Source organism: Rhizomicrobium sp. (genome assembly GCA_037200045.1).
Classification (GTDB): Bacteria; Pseudomonadota; Alphaproteobacteria; order Micropepsales; family Micropepsaceae; genus Rhizomicrobium.
On record JBBCHM010000001.1, the window covers coordinates 2,403,689 to 2,417,846 of the forward strand.

At 67.4% G+C, this 14,158-nt stretch carries 14 protein-coding genes and 1 pseudogene; 4 read left to right on the plus strand and 11 right to left on the minus strand.

All coding sequences use genetic code 11. The annotated features are described in order from the left end of the window. Nucleotides 1–58 precede the first annotated feature (58 nt). From WDM86_11635 to WDM86_11655, 5 genes and pseudogenes are all read right to left on the minus strand, one after another. Entirely contained in the window at nucleotides 59–1,243 is a 1,185-nt protein-coding gene (locus WDM86_11635) for an FtsK/SpoIIIE domain-containing protein (protein ID MEI9990681.1), read from the minus strand. A gap of 79 nt (nucleotides 1,244–1,322) precedes the next feature. Continuing rightward, a pseudogene (locus WDM86_11640) lies at nucleotides 1,323–1,862 on the minus strand (DNA translocase FtsK). Then, a complete protein-coding gene (locus WDM86_11645) occupies nucleotides 1,783–2,433 on the minus strand; it encodes a DNA translocase FtsK 4TM domain-containing protein (GenBank protein MEI9990682.1) in 651 nt (216 codons plus the stop codon). The pseudogene WDM86_11640 and the gene WDM86_11645 overlap by 80 nt, the downstream one beginning before the upstream one ends. 181 nt (nucleotides 2,434–2,614) lie before the next feature. After that, on the minus strand, nucleotides 2,615–3,697 hold the full coding sequence (locus tag WDM86_11650; GenBank protein MEI9990683.1) for an aminotransferase class I/II-fold pyridoxal phosphate-dependent enzyme: 1,083 nt from the start codon (nucleotides 3,695–3,697) through the stop codon (nucleotides 2,615–2,617). A 292-nt stretch (nucleotides 3,698–3,989) separates the two neighbouring features. After that, nucleotides 3,990–4,232, minus strand: a complete 243-nt coding sequence (locus WDM86_11655; protein ID MEI9990684.1) for a hypothetical protein — start codon at nucleotides 4,230–4,232, stop codon at nucleotides 3,990–3,992. Between WDM86_11655 and WDM86_11660 the strand changes: the two genes are divergently transcribed. From WDM86_11660 to WDM86_11670, 3 genes are read left to right on the plus strand one after another with little or no spacing between them, the layout of a single operon-like run. Then, nucleotides 4,220–4,873 (plus strand): hypothetical protein, encoded by a 654-nt coding sequence (locus WDM86_11660; protein MEI9990685.1) that lies wholly within the window; start codon nucleotides 4,220–4,222, stop codon nucleotides 4,871–4,873. The two genes, WDM86_11655 and WDM86_11660, sit on opposite strands and share 13 nt — an antisense overlap. After that, the gene (locus tag WDM86_11665; protein ID MEI9990686.1) at nucleotides 4,870–5,748 is read left to right on the plus strand and encodes a hypothetical protein; all 879 of its coding nucleotides are present in this window, start codon (nucleotides 4,870–4,872) and stop codon (nucleotides 5,746–5,748) included. Before WDM86_11660 ends, WDM86_11665 begins: the two co-directional genes overlap by 4 nt. Beyond that, complete coding sequence (locus WDM86_11670) at nucleotides 5,745–6,899, plus strand: hypothetical protein (protein ID MEI9990687.1); 1,155 nt, start codon at nucleotides 5,745–5,747, stop codon at nucleotides 6,897–6,899. Before WDM86_11665 ends, WDM86_11670 begins: the two co-directional genes overlap by 4 nt. Here the strand turns inward: WDM86_11670 and WDM86_11675 are convergent. The 3 genes from WDM86_11675 to WDM86_11685 form a co-directional block, all read right to left on the minus strand. Further along, complete coding sequence (locus tag WDM86_11675) at nucleotides 6,896–8,029, minus strand: methyltransferase domain-containing protein (protein ID MEI9990688.1); 1,134 nt, start codon at nucleotides 8,027–8,029, stop codon at nucleotides 6,896–6,898. The genes WDM86_11670 and WDM86_11675 overlap by 4 nt on opposite strands. A 110-nt stretch (nucleotides 8,030–8,139) precedes the next feature. Further along, nucleotides 8,140–9,483 carry an ammonium transporter gene (locus WDM86_11680; protein ID MEI9990689.1) on the minus strand — a complete coding sequence of 448 codons (1,344 nt, stop codon included), beginning with the start codon at nucleotides 9,481–9,483 and terminating at the stop codon, nucleotides 8,140–8,142. Between the two features lie 70 nt (nucleotides 9,484–9,553). Further along, the gene (locus WDM86_11685; protein MEI9990690.1) at nucleotides 9,554–9,892 is read right to left on the minus strand and encodes a P-II family nitrogen regulator; all 339 of its coding nucleotides are present in this window, start codon (nucleotides 9,890–9,892) and stop codon (nucleotides 9,554–9,556) included. Between the two features lie 461 nt (nucleotides 9,893–10,353). On the opposite strand from WDM86_11685, the gene WDM86_11690 reads away from it, so the two are divergent. Further along, nucleotides 10,354–11,577 carry an FAD-dependent monooxygenase gene (locus tag WDM86_11690; GenBank protein ID MEI9990691.1) on the plus strand — a complete coding sequence of 408 codons (1,224 nt, stop codon included), beginning with the start codon at nucleotides 10,354–10,356 and terminating at the stop codon, nucleotides 11,575–11,577. A 26-nt stretch (nucleotides 11,578–11,603) separates the two neighbouring features. Here the strand turns inward: WDM86_11690 and WDM86_11695 are convergent, their stop codons facing one another. Genes WDM86_11695 through WDM86_11705 form a run of 3 tightly spaced genes read right to left on the minus strand, consistent with a single transcriptional unit; the run spans nucleotide 11,604 to nucleotide 14,158 of the window. Further along, entirely contained in the window at nucleotides 11,604–11,996 is a 393-nt protein-coding gene (locus WDM86_11695) for a hypothetical protein (protein MEI9990692.1), read from the minus strand. Between the two features lie 9 nt (nucleotides 11,997–12,005). Continuing rightward, entirely contained in the window at nucleotides 12,006–13,109 is a 1,104-nt protein-coding gene (zapE, locus tag WDM86_11700; protein ID MEI9990693.1) for a cell division protein ZapE, read from the minus strand. Beyond that, complete coding sequence (locus WDM86_11705) at nucleotides 13,106–14,158, minus strand: MaoC family dehydratase (GenBank protein ID MEI9990694.1); 1,053 nt, start codon at nucleotides 14,156–14,158, stop codon at nucleotides 13,106–13,108. The genes zapE and WDM86_11705 overlap by 4 nt, the downstream gene beginning before the upstream one ends.

The following is a 14,158-nucleotide window of genomic DNA, read 5'->3' on the forward strand; positions in this document are numbered from 1 at the left end:
CGCAAATCGGGCAAAACGGAGCGGCTTAAGGCCGCTCACGGGCCCCAAACGCGGCCGGTCAGTGTTCCTCGTGGTCCGGCAAGAGGACTTCGCGCAAACCCTTGTGGTTGGGCTTGGAGACTACGCCGTCATGCTCCATGCGCTCGATCAGGCTGGCGGCCTTGTTGTAGCCGATCTGCAGCCGGCGCTGGAGATACGACGTCGTCGCCTTGCGCTCGCGTGCCACGATGGCCAGCGCCTTGTCGTAAAGATCGTCGCCCGAATCCGAATTGCCGCCACCGCCGGAGCCCATCAGGGCATAGGGGTCGTCGCCCTCCTCGTCCGGCTCCTCGGTCACCGCTTCGAGATAGTCCGGCGTGCCCTGGGTCTTCAGGAAGCGCACCACGTCCTCGACCTCGCGGTCGGTGACGAACGGGCCGTGGATGCGGCGGATGCGCCCGCCGGCCATCATATAGAGCATGTCGCCGGCGCCCAGGAGCTGCTCGGCGCCCTGTTCGCCCAGGATGGTGCGGCTGTCGATCTTGCTCGTCACCTGGAACGAGATGCGGGTGGGGAAATTCGCCTTGATCGTGCCGGTGATCACGTCGACCGACGGGCGCTGGGTCGCCGCGATCAGATGGATGCCGGCGGCGCGCGCCATCTGCGCCAGGCGCTGCACCGCGCCCTCGATCTCCTTGCCGGAAATCATCATCAAATCGGCGACCTCGTCGACGATGACCACGATATACGGCATCGGCTCGAGTTCGAGCACCTCGTCCTCATAGATCGGCTTGCCGGTCTCGCGGTCGAAGCCGGTCTGCACCGTGCGCTTCAGGCTCTCGCCCTTTTCCTTGGCCTTGCGCACGCGGTCGTTGAAGGCCTCGACGCCGCGCACGCCCAGCTTGGACATCTTGCGGTAGCGTTCCTCCATCTCGCGCACCGCCCATTTGAGCGCCACGACGGCCTTCTTGGGATCGATCACCACCGGCGACAAAAGGTGCGGAATTCCGTCGTATACGGACAATTCCAGCATCTTGGGATCGATCATGATCAGCCGGCATTGCTGCGGCGTCATGCGGTAGAGCAGCGACAGGATCATGGTGTTGAGCCCGACCGACTTGCCCGAACCCGTGGTGCCCGCGACCAGCAGATGGGGCATCTTGGCGAGGTCGGCCATCACCGGCTCGCCGCCGATGGTCTTGCCGAGCGCCAGGGTCAGCGGCGCGCGCGCCTTGTCGTATTCGCCGCTCGCCTTCGCGCAGATAGACGGTCTCGCGGGTGTGGTTGGGCAGCTCGATGCCGATCACGTTGCGCCCCGGGATCACCGCGATGCGCGCCGCCACCGCCGACATCGAGCGCGCCACGTCGTCGGCCAGGCTGATCACCCGCGAGGATTTCACGCCAGCCGCCGGCTCGAATTCATAGAGCGTCACCACCGGGCCGGGACGCACCGCCATGATGCGGCCCTTGACGCCGAAATCGGTCAGCACCGCTTCCAGCATGCGGGCATTCTCTTCCAGCGCCTCGTCGGACAGCGCCGTGGCGTCGTGCACCACCACCGGCTCGGCCAGGAGGCTCAGCGCCGGCAACTGGTATTCGCCGCTGACCAGATCCAGCGCCGGTTGCTTGGCGCGCTTGATGTTGGTGGCCGCCGCCTTCTTGGCCTCCTCGCGCTTGACGCGGCTTTCGCGCCGCTCGGCGAGCCGGGTCGCGGCGATCGGCTCGGGCGCCACGTCGAGGGCATAGGCTTCTTCCTCGGGCTCGCGCTCTTCGTCGAATTCGGGTTCGTATTCTTCTTCTTCGTCAGGACTGTGCGCTTTGCGAAAGACGAATTTCGGCATCTTCACCAGCGAGCCGGCCCACAAGGCCCGCCGCCGGCACATTGGCGAGGCCGCGCAGGATCGGTGTCAGGCGCAGGCCCGTCGCCAGGAAGGACAGCGGAAGCCCCGCGAGAAGCAGCAGCACCGGCAGCGCGATGGCGATCCAGCCGCGGCCATAGACCTGCGCCACATGCGCCGACATCGACGCGGCGGCGATGCCGATCAGTCCGCCATCCTGCGCCGGCAGGCTCTTGAAGGCGGGCAGGACGCCCAGCCCCGCCGCCAGCAGCAGCGTGCCGAGCGGCCAGGCGAAGGCGCGCCACATGGCGTGTTTCAGGTGCAGCCCGCGCAGCGCGCGCACGCCCCAGACCAGCGGCGGCGCCAGCGCCGCGATGGCCGCGATGCCGAAGGCCTGCAGCAGCATGTCGGCCGCCATCGCGCCCATGCCGCCCAGCCAATTGGCGGTCGGCCCGCCGGTGGCGTTGTTCCAGGAGGGATCGGAAGGGTCATAGCCCGCCAGCGCGACCAGCGCCGCGCCCGAGCCCAGGAACAGCAGCGCGCCGGCGCCGCGCATGATCGCGAGCCGCGCCAGCCTCGCCAGCGCCCGGCGCGCATCGGCCAGCGCGTCCGCCATGGCGGCACCACGCGAGCGCGGTTGATACACGCCCCCTGCCGTCACCCTGCGCGTTGCCTGGCTCATGCCCGCTCCAGAACTTCCGTCATCCTTTCGAGTGCCGCCATAATGGTTGACACCTCGTTAACGAGCGCAACCCTTATATAGGGAAACCCAGGGTTCGACTGGGTTTTCCCCGCGATCACTTCTCGACCCATGAAGGCGCCGGGCAGGGTGCGGACGCCGGCCTCGCGCCATAGCTTGAGCGCGGTCTCCTCGCCATTGCCGACATCGAGCCACAGGAAGAACCCGCCCTCCGGCACCCGGAAAACGGCGCGGTTGCCCAATATCCGCTGCGCCAGGCGGAATTTCTCGCGATAGCTCTCGCGGTTCGCCGCGACGTGCGCCTCGTCGCGCCACGCCGCCGCCGCTCGCCGCGATGATCGGCAGCGGCACTTGCGGGCCGGCATAATTGCGGAACTGGCGGAAGCGCTCGATCAGCCCGGCCGCGCCCGCCACGATACCCGAGCGCAGCCCGGGCAGGCCCCGACCGCTTGGACAGCGAATGGAAGGTCAGCAGGGCGCTCGTAAGGCGCGCCCCCGCACCCGGCAACGCCCCGACCGGCGGCTTGTCGAGGTAGATGTCGGCGTAACATTCGTCCGCGAACACCGTGAAGTCGTACTGATCGGCGAGCGCGAACAGTGTTCGCCAATAGGATTCGTCGGAGCAGGCGCCCTCGGGATTGGACGGCGAGCAGAGGTAAACCACTGCCGTCCGCTCCAGCAGCGCCTTGGGCAGTGAAGCGTAATCGGGCAGGAATCCCGTCGCCGCCGTTGCCGGCACGAACACTGGCTCGCCGCCCGCCGACAGCGCGGCGGCCGCATAGCACTGATAGAACGGATTGGGCAGCAGCACGGCCGGTCGCTGCCCCGCTTTGGTCTCCGGCATGACGGTGAAGGCGGCGAGGAACAGTCCCTCCCGCGTGCCGTTCAGCGGCAGCAGGTTCTTGTCGGGATCGATGGAGCCTTCCGCCAGCGCGAAGCGCCGCGTCAGCCAGCCCGCCGCCGCCGCGCGCCACTCGGCGCTGCCGTTGATCGGCGGATAGGTCCCGAACTCCGCCGCGTGCCGCGCGATGGCCTCGGCCACGAAATCCGGCACCGCGCCATTGGGATCGCCGACCGCCAGGCTGATCGGCGGCCGCCCCGGCTTGTGCGGGTCGAGCAGCGTCGCCAGCTTGGCGAAAGCCGAAGGCGGAAGTTCGGACAGGCGGCCGGGAAAGAGCATCCCGCCACCTTAGCGAAGGCCAAACGCGCCGCGCCAGCGAAACATGGTCAACCGCAATTTAACCTTGAGGCCCGAACATCGCCGCGCATTCCTATCGCGGCCCCCGCATGCCCACCGCCTTCACGCTGCTTCTGCCCTGCGCCGGCAAATCCTCGCGCTATCCCGGCGTGCGGCCCAAATGGATGCTGACGCTCCCCGAAGGCGAACTCGCCATCGCGCGCGCCGCTTCCAGTGTTCCCGCGTCTTCTCACCGCCGCATCGTCGCCGCCGTCCGCGCCGATCACGAACAGCGCTATGGCTGCAAGGCGCTCCTGGCCCGCATCTTCGGCGATGCCGTCGATGTCGTGGTGCTGGAGCACGACACGCGCGGCCCGGCCGACACCGTCGCGCAGATGATCGCGCGCGCCCGCATTGACGGTCCCATCGCCATCAAGGACGCCGACAGCTTCTTCGATCCCGGCCCGCTGCCCGATGGCGGCTTCGTCTCGGTCAGCGACGTGCGGTCGAGCCCCGGCATGACGAATGTCGGCGCCAAGAGCTTCGCCGTCGTCAACGGCCAGGGCCTGGTGGTCGAGATGGTCGAGAAGAGGTCTCGCCTCCAACCATGTCTGTGTCGGGCTCTACGGCTTCGCCGACGCCGCCCAGTTCCGCGACGCCTTCCGCGACATCGCCCGCGAGGCGCCGGACGGCGAGATCTTCGTCTCCCATGTCATGAACCGGGCCATCGCCGGCGGCATGATCGTGCGCCCGCACGAGGTGGGCGGCCTGATCGATGTCGGCACGCTCGAGGAATGGCGCCGCTATGTGCGCAAGCGCGGCACCATCGTCGCCGATCTCGACGGCGTGGTGTTCCAGAACCATTCGCGCTATTTCGCGCCGTTCTGGAACGAGCCCGACGAGCCGATCGCCGCCAACGTCGAGGCGCTGCGCGGCTACGCCGCCGAAGGCACCCAGCTCATCTTCATGACCGCGCGTCCCGAGGAATATCGCGCCCGCACCGAGGCGACGCTGCGCCAGCTCGGCCTCGCGCCGCACGCGCTGATCATGGATTGCCGCCACGGCCGCCGCTTCCTGGTCAACGACCATGCCGGCACCAATCCCTATCCGTCCGCCGTCGCGATCAGCCTGGACCGCAACAGCCCGACGCTGGGCGATCACCTGCAGGACTGGCGGTGAGCGTCGACGGCGCCCTCGCCGCCGCGCCGGTGCCGGCGGAGCGCGCCTTTAAGGTCCTTGGCGGCCATTCCGGCGCCGCGCTGGTGCTGTGCGAGGGGGCCGGCCGCTCCGTGGTGCGCAAGACCGCCGCCGCGCCGGCCGCCAATCTCCGCCTGCGCCAGCAGGCGATCAAGCAGCGCCTCCTCGCGGCCCAGGGCTTCGCCTTTCCCGCCGTGCATCGCATCGGCGCCGACGACACCGGCCGCGCCTTTTTCGAGATGGACTATGTCCCCGCCCGCACCCTCGCCGAGATCGTCGCCGGCGCCGTCCCCTGCGGCCGCGACGCCATCCTGGGCGCCGTCGCGCATTTCGTCCGCGCCTGCTCGGCGTTGAGCGCCTCCACGATCCCCGCCGCGGCCTTCCGCGCCAAGATCGAGAGCATCGCCGCGACCGTGCCGGGCGATGCCGCCGTCGCCGGCGTCGCCCGCGAGCTGCTGGCGCGCGGCTGGAGCGACATCCCCCATTCGCCCGACCACGGCGATCTGACGCTGGAGAACATCCTGCTGGCGCCGGACCAGTCGGTGGTGTTCATCGATTGCGACGTCGCCTGGGTGTCCTCCTGGTGGCTCGATCTCGCCAAGCTGTTCCAGGACCTCGAAGGCCATTGGTGCCTGCGCGCCGTGCCGTCGCCCAGCATCGACGCGCTGGAGCGCCTGCGTCTCTTCGCGGCCGATTTCCGGCGCCTGGCGCAGGCGCTCGATCCCGCCTTGCCGCGGCGTCTGGCCCAGCTCGCGGCGCTGCATCTTCTGCGCACCCTGCCCTATGCCAGGGACCGCGCGACCGCCGCCTTCGCCGCCGCCGCCGCGTCGCGGCTTTTGAAGGACGGCGCATCGTGAGCCGCCCCGTCGACGTGATCGTCACCGGCTTCACCCGCAGCGCGGAGCTTTGCGTCCAAAGCTTCGAGACGCCGCGCCACCTTCGGCAGATGGGATTGGTCCGCGCCATACGCTACGTCACCTGGGATTCGCCAGAGCTCGACGCGGCGGTGGCGCCCGTCCTCGCGATGGACGACGTGGCGGTCACGCGCGTGCCGGCGCCCGCGCCGCCGGGCAATTTCAAGCAGAAGGGTGTCGTCTACCAGGTGCGCAATCTCGAAGCCGCTCTGGCCCTTGTGCCGGAGGACGACACGCTGGTCGTCAAGACGCGGCCCGATTTTCTGTTCGGCGCCGGTTTCCTCGAACGCAAGATCCGCGATTTCGACCGCCAATGCCGGATCGAAGCGAGCGCCACCGCCTTCGGCGTCAAGCTTCCGCGCGGGCCGTTCTCGCGCAAGGTCTGGCTGCCCTGGGCCGACGCGAACCAGCCCTTCTTCTATGAGGACGCCGCCTTCGCCGGGCTCAAGCGCGATCTGGCGCATCTCGTCACGCCCGACATCCAATCGCGGCTTGGCGCGATGGACGACCTCGAATGCGGTTCGCTCGCGCATGCCGTGCGTTTCGGCACGGTCTTCCTGGCGCGCTTCCCGATCTTCCGCGGCTATTTCGAGAACTACCATGTCTTCGCCAACAACACGGATTATCGCCGCGGCCAGCTCGGGACGGTGATCGAACATCCTTTCTTCTGGACCCTCGTCCTGGCGCATGCCTGGATCCTGTACAGCAGCTTCCATGTCGATGCGGGCCGCCCCGGCGACCTGCGCTTCTTCGCCAACAACGCGAATCCGAAGGTGGATTGGAGCGATCCGGACACGCTGACGCTCGCCGCGCCCTATGACGACCTCGCCGGCTGGCGCGCGACCACGAAAGCCGGCACCGAGGTCTATTCCGGCGTCAGCCGGGTCTATGGCCGCCTCGTGGACGACGCCTGGCAGCGTGCCCTGTTCACGCAGCGCTTCGCGGACATCCCGTGGGAGATGCTGCAGGGAATAGCGCAGACCCTTCCGCATTACGACAAAGGCGTGCTGGACGAGATGGAAGACGAATATTACGCCTTGCTCACCGCCCATTGGCGTCAGCACTGGCTGCCGCGGCAGCGCCGGGCCGCCTAAAGCGGCGTCGCGTCGCTGGTCAGGATCGTCACATCGGCGCGCTGGGCGCGCAGCCGCGCCGCGATCTCCGCTTCATGCGCGCCGCCGTTCAGCACGACCAGCGGATTGCGCGCGTCGGGCAACGCCGTTTGCGGCGCCGCGACCGCCAGGCCGGTCCCATAGAGTCGCCGCCCCTGTTTCACCGCCGCGTTGTCGAGCAGCGCCTTGAACCGCGCCTCGTCCAGGCCCTCGGCAAGCAGCGCCTGCGCGTACACGCTCGCCGGCATCAGGAAGGCGTCGCCGTCATGTGTGGCCAGCGCGGCGTTCAGCGCGCGGGCCTGGGCGCGGAAGCCCGCGTAATAGGCCCTGATGGCGGTGCGCGCCTGGCCGGTCGCGGCCGGCGCCGCCGTATCGGCCCTGGCGCGGGCGAAGGCCAGGAAATCCGTGTCGTTCTCCGCCCACACGACGCGCGCCGCCAGCGTCCAGCCGAAGTTTGCGAAACTCGCGATCAACCGCGCCAGGCCGACATAGATCCCGTGCTCGAAATTGAGCGCACCCGCCAATCCCTTCGCCAGCCATTTGTCGAGATCGGGCCACGCCACGATCACATGGGCACAGTCCCGCGCCGTCGTCAGCGTCGCCAGCGCCGCGCGCAGGTCGGTGACATGTTCCAGCATATGGCTCATCACCACGCTGTTCGCGCCGGCGAGCGAGGCGTCGTCCAAAAAACCGTCGACCACCCTTATGTCCGCCGGAAGCTCGGGCGAGCGCAGCGCATGGGGCTCCAGGATCGTATAGGCCGCGCCGCCGCCGGCGCGCCGGTAGGCCGCCGCCAGCGTCCCGCTGCCGCCGCCGACATCGACGATCGTGCCCGTCGCATGCGTCTTCACGAACGCCGCGAACGCCGCGTGATGCCGCGCCCAGGCCGCACCGAGACCGGTTGCATGCCCTGCCTGGTAGATGCGTTCCAGCGGCGGCAGCGTCACGATCTGGGCCGAGCCGCAGGCGCCGCACGCCGCCCAGTCCATCGCCGCGCGCTCGTCCGAACCCGGCGCGAACGCCACGCAGCCCTGATAGACCGGATAGGGCGGCGTGGTCAGGACCGCCGTCAGCCCGCCGGCCCCGCACACCATGCAATGCTCGCGGCGCATCCCGTCGTCCCGAATCAAGCAGCGGCAGCTTGATCCCGTCCGCGTCCCAAACAAAAGGGGCGCCGGTTGCCCGGCGCCCCAGTTGAGGGAGATAACCGCTACACGGGGGATCAGCCGTGTATCGTTTCTCCGTGGAGGTTGATGTCGAGACCTTCGACCTCGACCTCCTGGGAGACTCGGATGCCCACGATCATGTCGATCACCTTCAGGATGATGAAGGTCGCGATCGCGCAATACACGAAGACCACCACGACGCTGTAGAACTGGATCGCCACCTGGTGGAGATTGCCGTCCGCCAGCCAGCCCTTGCCGGCCGAGTTGATCGCGTTCTTCGCGAACACGCCGGTCAGGATCGCGCCCAGCGCTCCGCCCACGCCGTGCACGCCCCAGGTGTCGAGTGCGTCGTCATAGCCGAGCAGCTTCTTCACCCAGACCGAGGAGATGTAGCAGACCACGCCCGCGGCCAGCCCGATGATGAGCGCGCCGAACGCGTCGACGAAGCCCGAGGCCGGGGTGATCGCCACCAGGCCCGCCACCGCGCCGGAGATCATGCCGAGCACCGACGGCTTGCGGCTGATGATCCACTCCGCGAACATCCAGGCCAGCGCCGCCGCCGCCGTGGCGACCTGCGTCGCCGCCGCCGCCATGCCGGCATTGTAGCCCGCCGTCACCGCCGAGCCGGCGTTGAAGCCGAACCAGCCGACCCACAGCAGCGAGGCGCCGATCAGGGCGAATAGCAGATTGTGCGGCGCCATGTTCTCGGTGCCGTAGCCCACGCGCTTGCCCAGCATCAGGCAGGCGACGAGGCCCGCCGTGCCGGCGTTCAGATGCACGACCGTGCCGCCGGCATAGTCGAGCGCGCCCCACGACGCGCCGAGGAACCCGCCGCCCCACACCCAATGGGCGATCGGCACATAGACGAGCAGCAGCCACAGCGACATGAACCACATGAAGGCGGAGAACTTCATGCGGTCCGCGATCGCGCCGGCGATCAGCGCCGGGGTGATGATCGCGAAGGTCATCTGGAAGAACATGTAGACCGACTCGGGGATCGTTCCCGCCAGCGGGTTGATGCTCTTCAGCGTCATGTTGAACAGCATGAACTGGTTGAAGCTGCCGATATACTGGTTGAGGTTGCTGTCGGCATTGGTGGTGAGCGACGCCGAATAGCCGATCACCATCCACAGGATCGTGATGATCGCGGTGGCGCCGAAGCTCTGCGCCGCGGTCGCCAGCATGTTCTTCTTGCGCACCATGCCGGCATAGAACAGCGCCAGGCCCGGAATGGTCATCAGGAGCACCAGCGCGCTCGAGGTGATCATCCACGCCGTATCGCCGGAATTCAGCGGATCGGGCGGCGGCGCCGCCGCCAGGGCCGATCCCGTCGTCAGTGCCAGCGCCCCAAGACCGGCGCCGATACCGACCCCCACTCGCTTCAATGTCGCAAAACTCATTTCAAACTCCCCTTCATGGATCCCAATGATTGATGTTTGGCCTACCGCTTCGCTGCTTGAGGCCGATGTCCTACAAGGCGTCGCCGTCGGTTTCCCCCGTACGGATGCGCACGACCTGCTCGAGCGGCGTGACGAAGATCTTCCCGTCGCCGATCTGGCCGGTCTTGGCCTTGGACGTGATCGCCTCGATCACCGCTTCGGCCATTTCGCTTTTGACGGCGACTTCGATCTTGAGCTTCGGCAGGAAGCTCACGGCGTATTCCGCGCCACGATAGATCTCGGTATGCCCCTTCTGCCGGCCGTACCCTTTGACTTCGGTGACGGTCATGCCCTGCACGCCCAGCGCCGAAAGCTGCTCCCGGACCTCGTCGAGCTTGAAGGGTTTGATGATCGCCGTGATCAGCTTCATCTGGCGTCCTTCCATGGTTGTTCACGCCCAGCCACATTCCGGGCGTTAACGCTTCATCAAGAACCGTGCCGCGACGCAGAAATGTGACGGATCGTTGATTCAAAAGGGAATTTTCTATCGACGAAAGACCACTGACCTTTGAGGATCATATAAAATGCTCATTTTATAATCATCTTACTTTGTGCTGCTGAAAATATAGTCACGTCTTGAAAGGCCGGGCCGGCGAACGATATTTGGGTGGTGTGTTGGGGCGGAACGTCGCTGGCCCGGCCGCAATCGGCGGTGGGCCCGATGACAGTTCCCGCAGGCAAGATGGGCCCGCTATCCCGTTCTTATTTTCAACGAAATCAAATACATAGATCGAAATCCCACAAATCGAACCGCATTTTCGCTTCGAAAGGGGGAGGGGGTGGCAATATCCCGCGATCCAATTGGGCATGCTCACGGCGTAGGCTAACCCCATGAGCCAATGCGACATCATCATCGGCGGCGGCGGCCTGGTAGGCCTGACCCTCGCCATCGCCCTCGCCAAGGGGGGCCTGTCGGTCGCCGTGGCCGATCCGGTGCCCGAGGCGGCCGCGCTCGACGCCGCCTTCGACGGCCGCGTCAGCGCGCTGGCCTTCGCCACGGTCCGCATGTTCGAGGCCCTGGGCATCTGGGAGCATCTGGCGAAGGACGCCCAGCCGATCGCCGACATTCTGGTCACCGACGCGAAGCTGAACGGCGAGCCCTCGCCCTTCTCGCTGCATTTCGATGCGGCCGAGGTCGGCGCCGCCTCGCTCGGCCATATCGTGGAGAACCGCCACACCCGCGCCGGCCTGTTCGCCGTCGCCGCCACGCTGCCCAATCTGCGCCTGATCGCGCCGGCCGCGCTGGTCGATCTCGTGCCGGGCCCGTACAGCCTCCGCGCCACGCTCTCGACCGGCGAGACGCTCGAAGCCGCGCTCGCCATCGCCGCCGACGGCCGCGAATCGGCGATGCGCGACAAGATGGGGCTTGGCATCGTCGCGTGGTCCTATGCGCAATGGGGCATCGTCGCCACCGTGGCGCACGAACGGCCGCACAACGGCGTCGCCTATGAGCACTTCCTGCCCTCCGGCCCCTTCGCGATCCTGCCGATGACCGGCAACCGATCCTCGCTGGTATGGACCGAAGACGAAAAGCTCGCGCCGAAGATGCTCGCGCTGGACGCCGAAGCCTTCGACGCCGAGATCGCGCGGCGCTTCGGCAGTCATCTCGGCGCCACCAGGGCAGCGGGTCCGCGCTGGTCCTATCCGCTGAAATTCCATCTCGCGCGGGGTTATGTGAAGCCGCGCTTTGCGCTGGCGGGAGACGCCGCCCATGGCATCCATCCCATCGCCGGCCAGGGCCTCAATCTCGGCCTCAAGGACGCCGCCGCGCTGGCCGATGTCCTGCTCGATGCGGCGCGGCTCGGCCTCGACATCGGTTCGCTCGACACGCTGAAGAAATACGAACGCTGGCGCCGTTTCGATTCGCTCGCCATGGCGGTCGCGACCGACGGCTTGAACCGTCTCTTCTCCAACGACATCGCGCCGCTGCGTGCCCTGCGCGATGTCGGCATGGGCATCGTGGACGCGATCGGCCCCGCCCGCCGCTTCTTCATCCGCCACGCCGGCGGCGATATCGGCAAACTCCCGCGACTGATGCGCGGCGAGGCGGCCTAAGCGCATCGACAGATGCGCGCCAATTGTCAGTTGAGTTTATCTTTGCGCCGTTCGGCCAGCGCGACCGGCAGGTCCTGGTAATAGCCGCGCGCGATGGCGCGGATCTTATCGGCGCGCGCGCGTTCGGCCTCGGTGCGGTCCGCGAAGCGTTCGCCTTCGAACAGATAGCGCGTCACCGGCGTACCCAGCCGCTCGTCCGGTTCGACGATTTCGCTGACGCTCTCGACCTGTTCTTCGGCGGTGCGCAGCGTGTGGCGGTAATGCGCCAGCGGATCGGCGCGGTCGCGCTCCTGCTCGGCGATGCGGCGCACATTCTCATCGTCGAACCGCTTCACGCGCGCGACGATCCAGCGGCGGTACCGATACACGATAAGCGCCGCCAGGATAAAGAGTGAGGTCGCGATGATCTGGCGCAGCATCGCTTCCGACTATACAGCCAGGGCGGCGTCGCCGCGAATGCCATGGCCGCGTTTCAGGTAGTCTTCGCTCTGCATTTCGTGCAGGCGCGACACCGTGCGGCGGAAGGCGTCGGCGCCGTCGCCCGCGACATAGAGTTCATCCGGCGGCGCCTCGGCCGAGCAGATCAGCTTGACGCCCTCGTCATAGAGCGTGTCGATCAGCAGCATGAAGCGCCGCGCCTCGTTGCGCTGGTTCGCGCCCAGCCGGGGGATATGGTCGATCAGCACGGTATGGAAGGCGCGCGCCACCGCGAGGTAATCCGCGCCCGCGAGCGGCTGGGCGCACAGATCCTCGAACCCGAACCGCGCCACGCCCTTGGCCGCTTGCGGCACGCGCAAGGTGCGCCCCAGGATGGTCAGGTTCTGCGGCGCGCCCTTCTTGCGGTCGGTGAGCTTGAACCAGGCGGCATCCATCGCCGCATCGGCCTTCGGCCCCAGCGGCCAGAGATAGACGCTGAGCCCGGATATCCGGTGCAGGCGGTAATCGACGGCGCCGTCCAGTTCGACCACTTCGAGCCGCCGCTTGATCTCCTCGATGAAGGGCAGGAAAAGCTGGCGGTTGAGCCCGCCCTCATAGAGCCGGTCCGGCGGCGTGTTCGAGGTCGCCACCACCACCACGCCGCGCTCGAACAACTGTTCGAACAGCCGGCCCAGGATCATGGCGTCGGCGACGTCGGTCACCTGGAATTCGTCGAAGCACAGAAGCCGCGCCGCCTCCGCGATGCCGCGCGCCACCGGCGGGATCGGATCGCCCGCGCCGGCGCGCTGGCGCTCGGCATGGATCGCGGCATGCGTCTCGACCATGAACTCGTTGAAATGGATGCGCCGCTTCGGCGCGACCGGCGCCTCGGCGAAGAACAAATCCATCAGCATGGACTTGCCGCGCCCGACATCGCCCCAGAGATAAAGCCCGCGCGGCGGCTTGGGCGCCGCGAAGAAGAACCGCCGTCCCGGCCGATAGGATTTCAGCGCCTTGGCCAGCGCCGCGAGTTTCGCCGCCGCGCGTTCCTGCGCCGCATCCTTTTTCAATTCGCCCTTGGCGACCGACGCGCGATAACGATCGAGAAGACTCATCCGCGCGGCATCGCCGCCCAATAGTCGAAATCCAGGATCACGCCCGCCGGATAGGCGCCGTCGTCGCCGCGATCCGGAAATTCCGCGCAGGGCAGATCCTTGGTCGCCACCAGCCTGAGGCGGAGCAGGCCGACATCCTTGCGGTGGACGAGCGGCTGCTTGTCCAGCACCTGGCTCCAGGCGAACACCGTCTCGCCGGCGAACAGCGGATTGACGTGCCGCCCGCCATTGATGCCGGCGATGGTCAGCGCGTTGCCCAGCCCGTTGAACGAGATCGCGCGCGCCAGGCTGATGACATGGCCGCCATAGATCAGCCGGCGCCCGAAGCGGCCCTGGCCTTCGGCATACTGGTTGAAGTGCACCCGCGCGGTGTTCTGGTAGAGCCGCGTCGCCAGCATGTGCTCGGCTTCTTCCACCGTGATGCCGTCGACATGGTCGATCTTCTCGCCGACCGCGTAGTCGTCCCACAGGTGTTTCGATCCCGACTGCGCGACATCGAACAGCGTGTCGTATTTCAGATGCGCCGGAATGCGCAGGTCTTCCACCGCGACGGCCTCGGCCAGCGCCGGCACCACGGCCGGTTTCGCCGCGGCTTCCGGATCGCGCTTCCTCACCATCACCCATCGCACATAGGAGAGCACGCCTTCGTCCTTCTCGTTCATGCCGGTGGTGCGGACATAGACGACGCCGGTCTGGCGGTTGGAGTTCTCCTTGAGGCCGATGACTTCGGAATGCGCCGACAGCGTCTCGCCGGGATAGACCGGCTTGAGGAACCGTCCCTCGGCATAGCCGAGATTGGCGACGGCGTTCAGCGAGATGTCCGGCACCGACTTGCCGAACACGGTGTGGAAGACGAGCAGGTCGTCCAGCGGACTGCGCGGCAGCCCGACCTCCTGCGCGAAGAAATCGGAAGACTGCAGCGCGAAGCGCGAGCCGTAGAGGGCCTGGTACAGCGCCGCATCGCCCTGGGTCAGCGTGCGCGGCGTCGCATGTGCGATCTTCTGCCCGACATGGAAATCCTCGAAGAAATTTCCGACATTCGTTTTCAT

What these genes read in the sequence shown, in the direction of transcription:
- WDM86_11645 (MEI9990682.1), bottom strand. Translation starts at nt 2,433, where the DNA reads ATGGCGGACGCGCTGGCCGATGCGCGCCGGGCGCTGGCGAGGCTGGCG.
- WDM86_11650 (MEI9990683.1), bottom strand. Translation starts at nt 3,697, where the DNA reads ATGCTCTTTCCCGGCCGCCTGTCCGAACTTCCGCCTTCGGCTTTCGCC.
- WDM86_11660 (MEI9990685.1), top strand. Translation starts at nt 4,220, where the DNA reads ATGTCGGCGCCAAGAGCTTCGCCGTCGTCAACGGCCAGGGCCTGGTGG.
- WDM86_11675 (MEI9990688.1), bottom strand. Translation starts at nt 8,029, where the DNA reads ATGCGCCGCGAGCATTGCATGGTGTGCGGGGCCGGCGGGCTGACGGCG.
- WDM86_11680 (MEI9990689.1), bottom strand. Translation starts at nt 9,483, where the DNA reads ATGAGTTTTGCGACATTGAAGCGAGTGGGGGTCGGTATCGGCGCCGGT.
- WDM86_11685 (MEI9990690.1), bottom strand. Translation starts at nt 9,892, where the DNA reads ATGAAGCTGATCACGGCGATCATCAAACCCTTCAAGCTCGACGAGGTC.
- WDM86_11690 (MEI9990691.1), top strand. Translation starts at nt 10,354, where the DNA reads ATGAGCCAATGCGACATCATCATCGGCGGCGGCGGCCTGGTAGGCCTG.
- WDM86_11695 (MEI9990692.1), bottom strand. Translation starts at nt 11,996, where the DNA reads ATGCTGCGCCAGATCATCGCGACCTCACTCTTTATCCTGGCGGCGCTT.
- zapE (MEI9990693.1), bottom strand. Translation starts at nt 13,109, where the DNA reads ATGAGTCTTCTCGATCGTTATCGCGCGTCGGTCGCCAAGGGCGAATTG.
- WDM86_11705 (MEI9990694.1), bottom strand. Translation starts at nt 14,158, where the DNA reads ATGAAAACGAATGTCGGAAATTTCTTCGAGGATTTCCATGTCGGGCAG.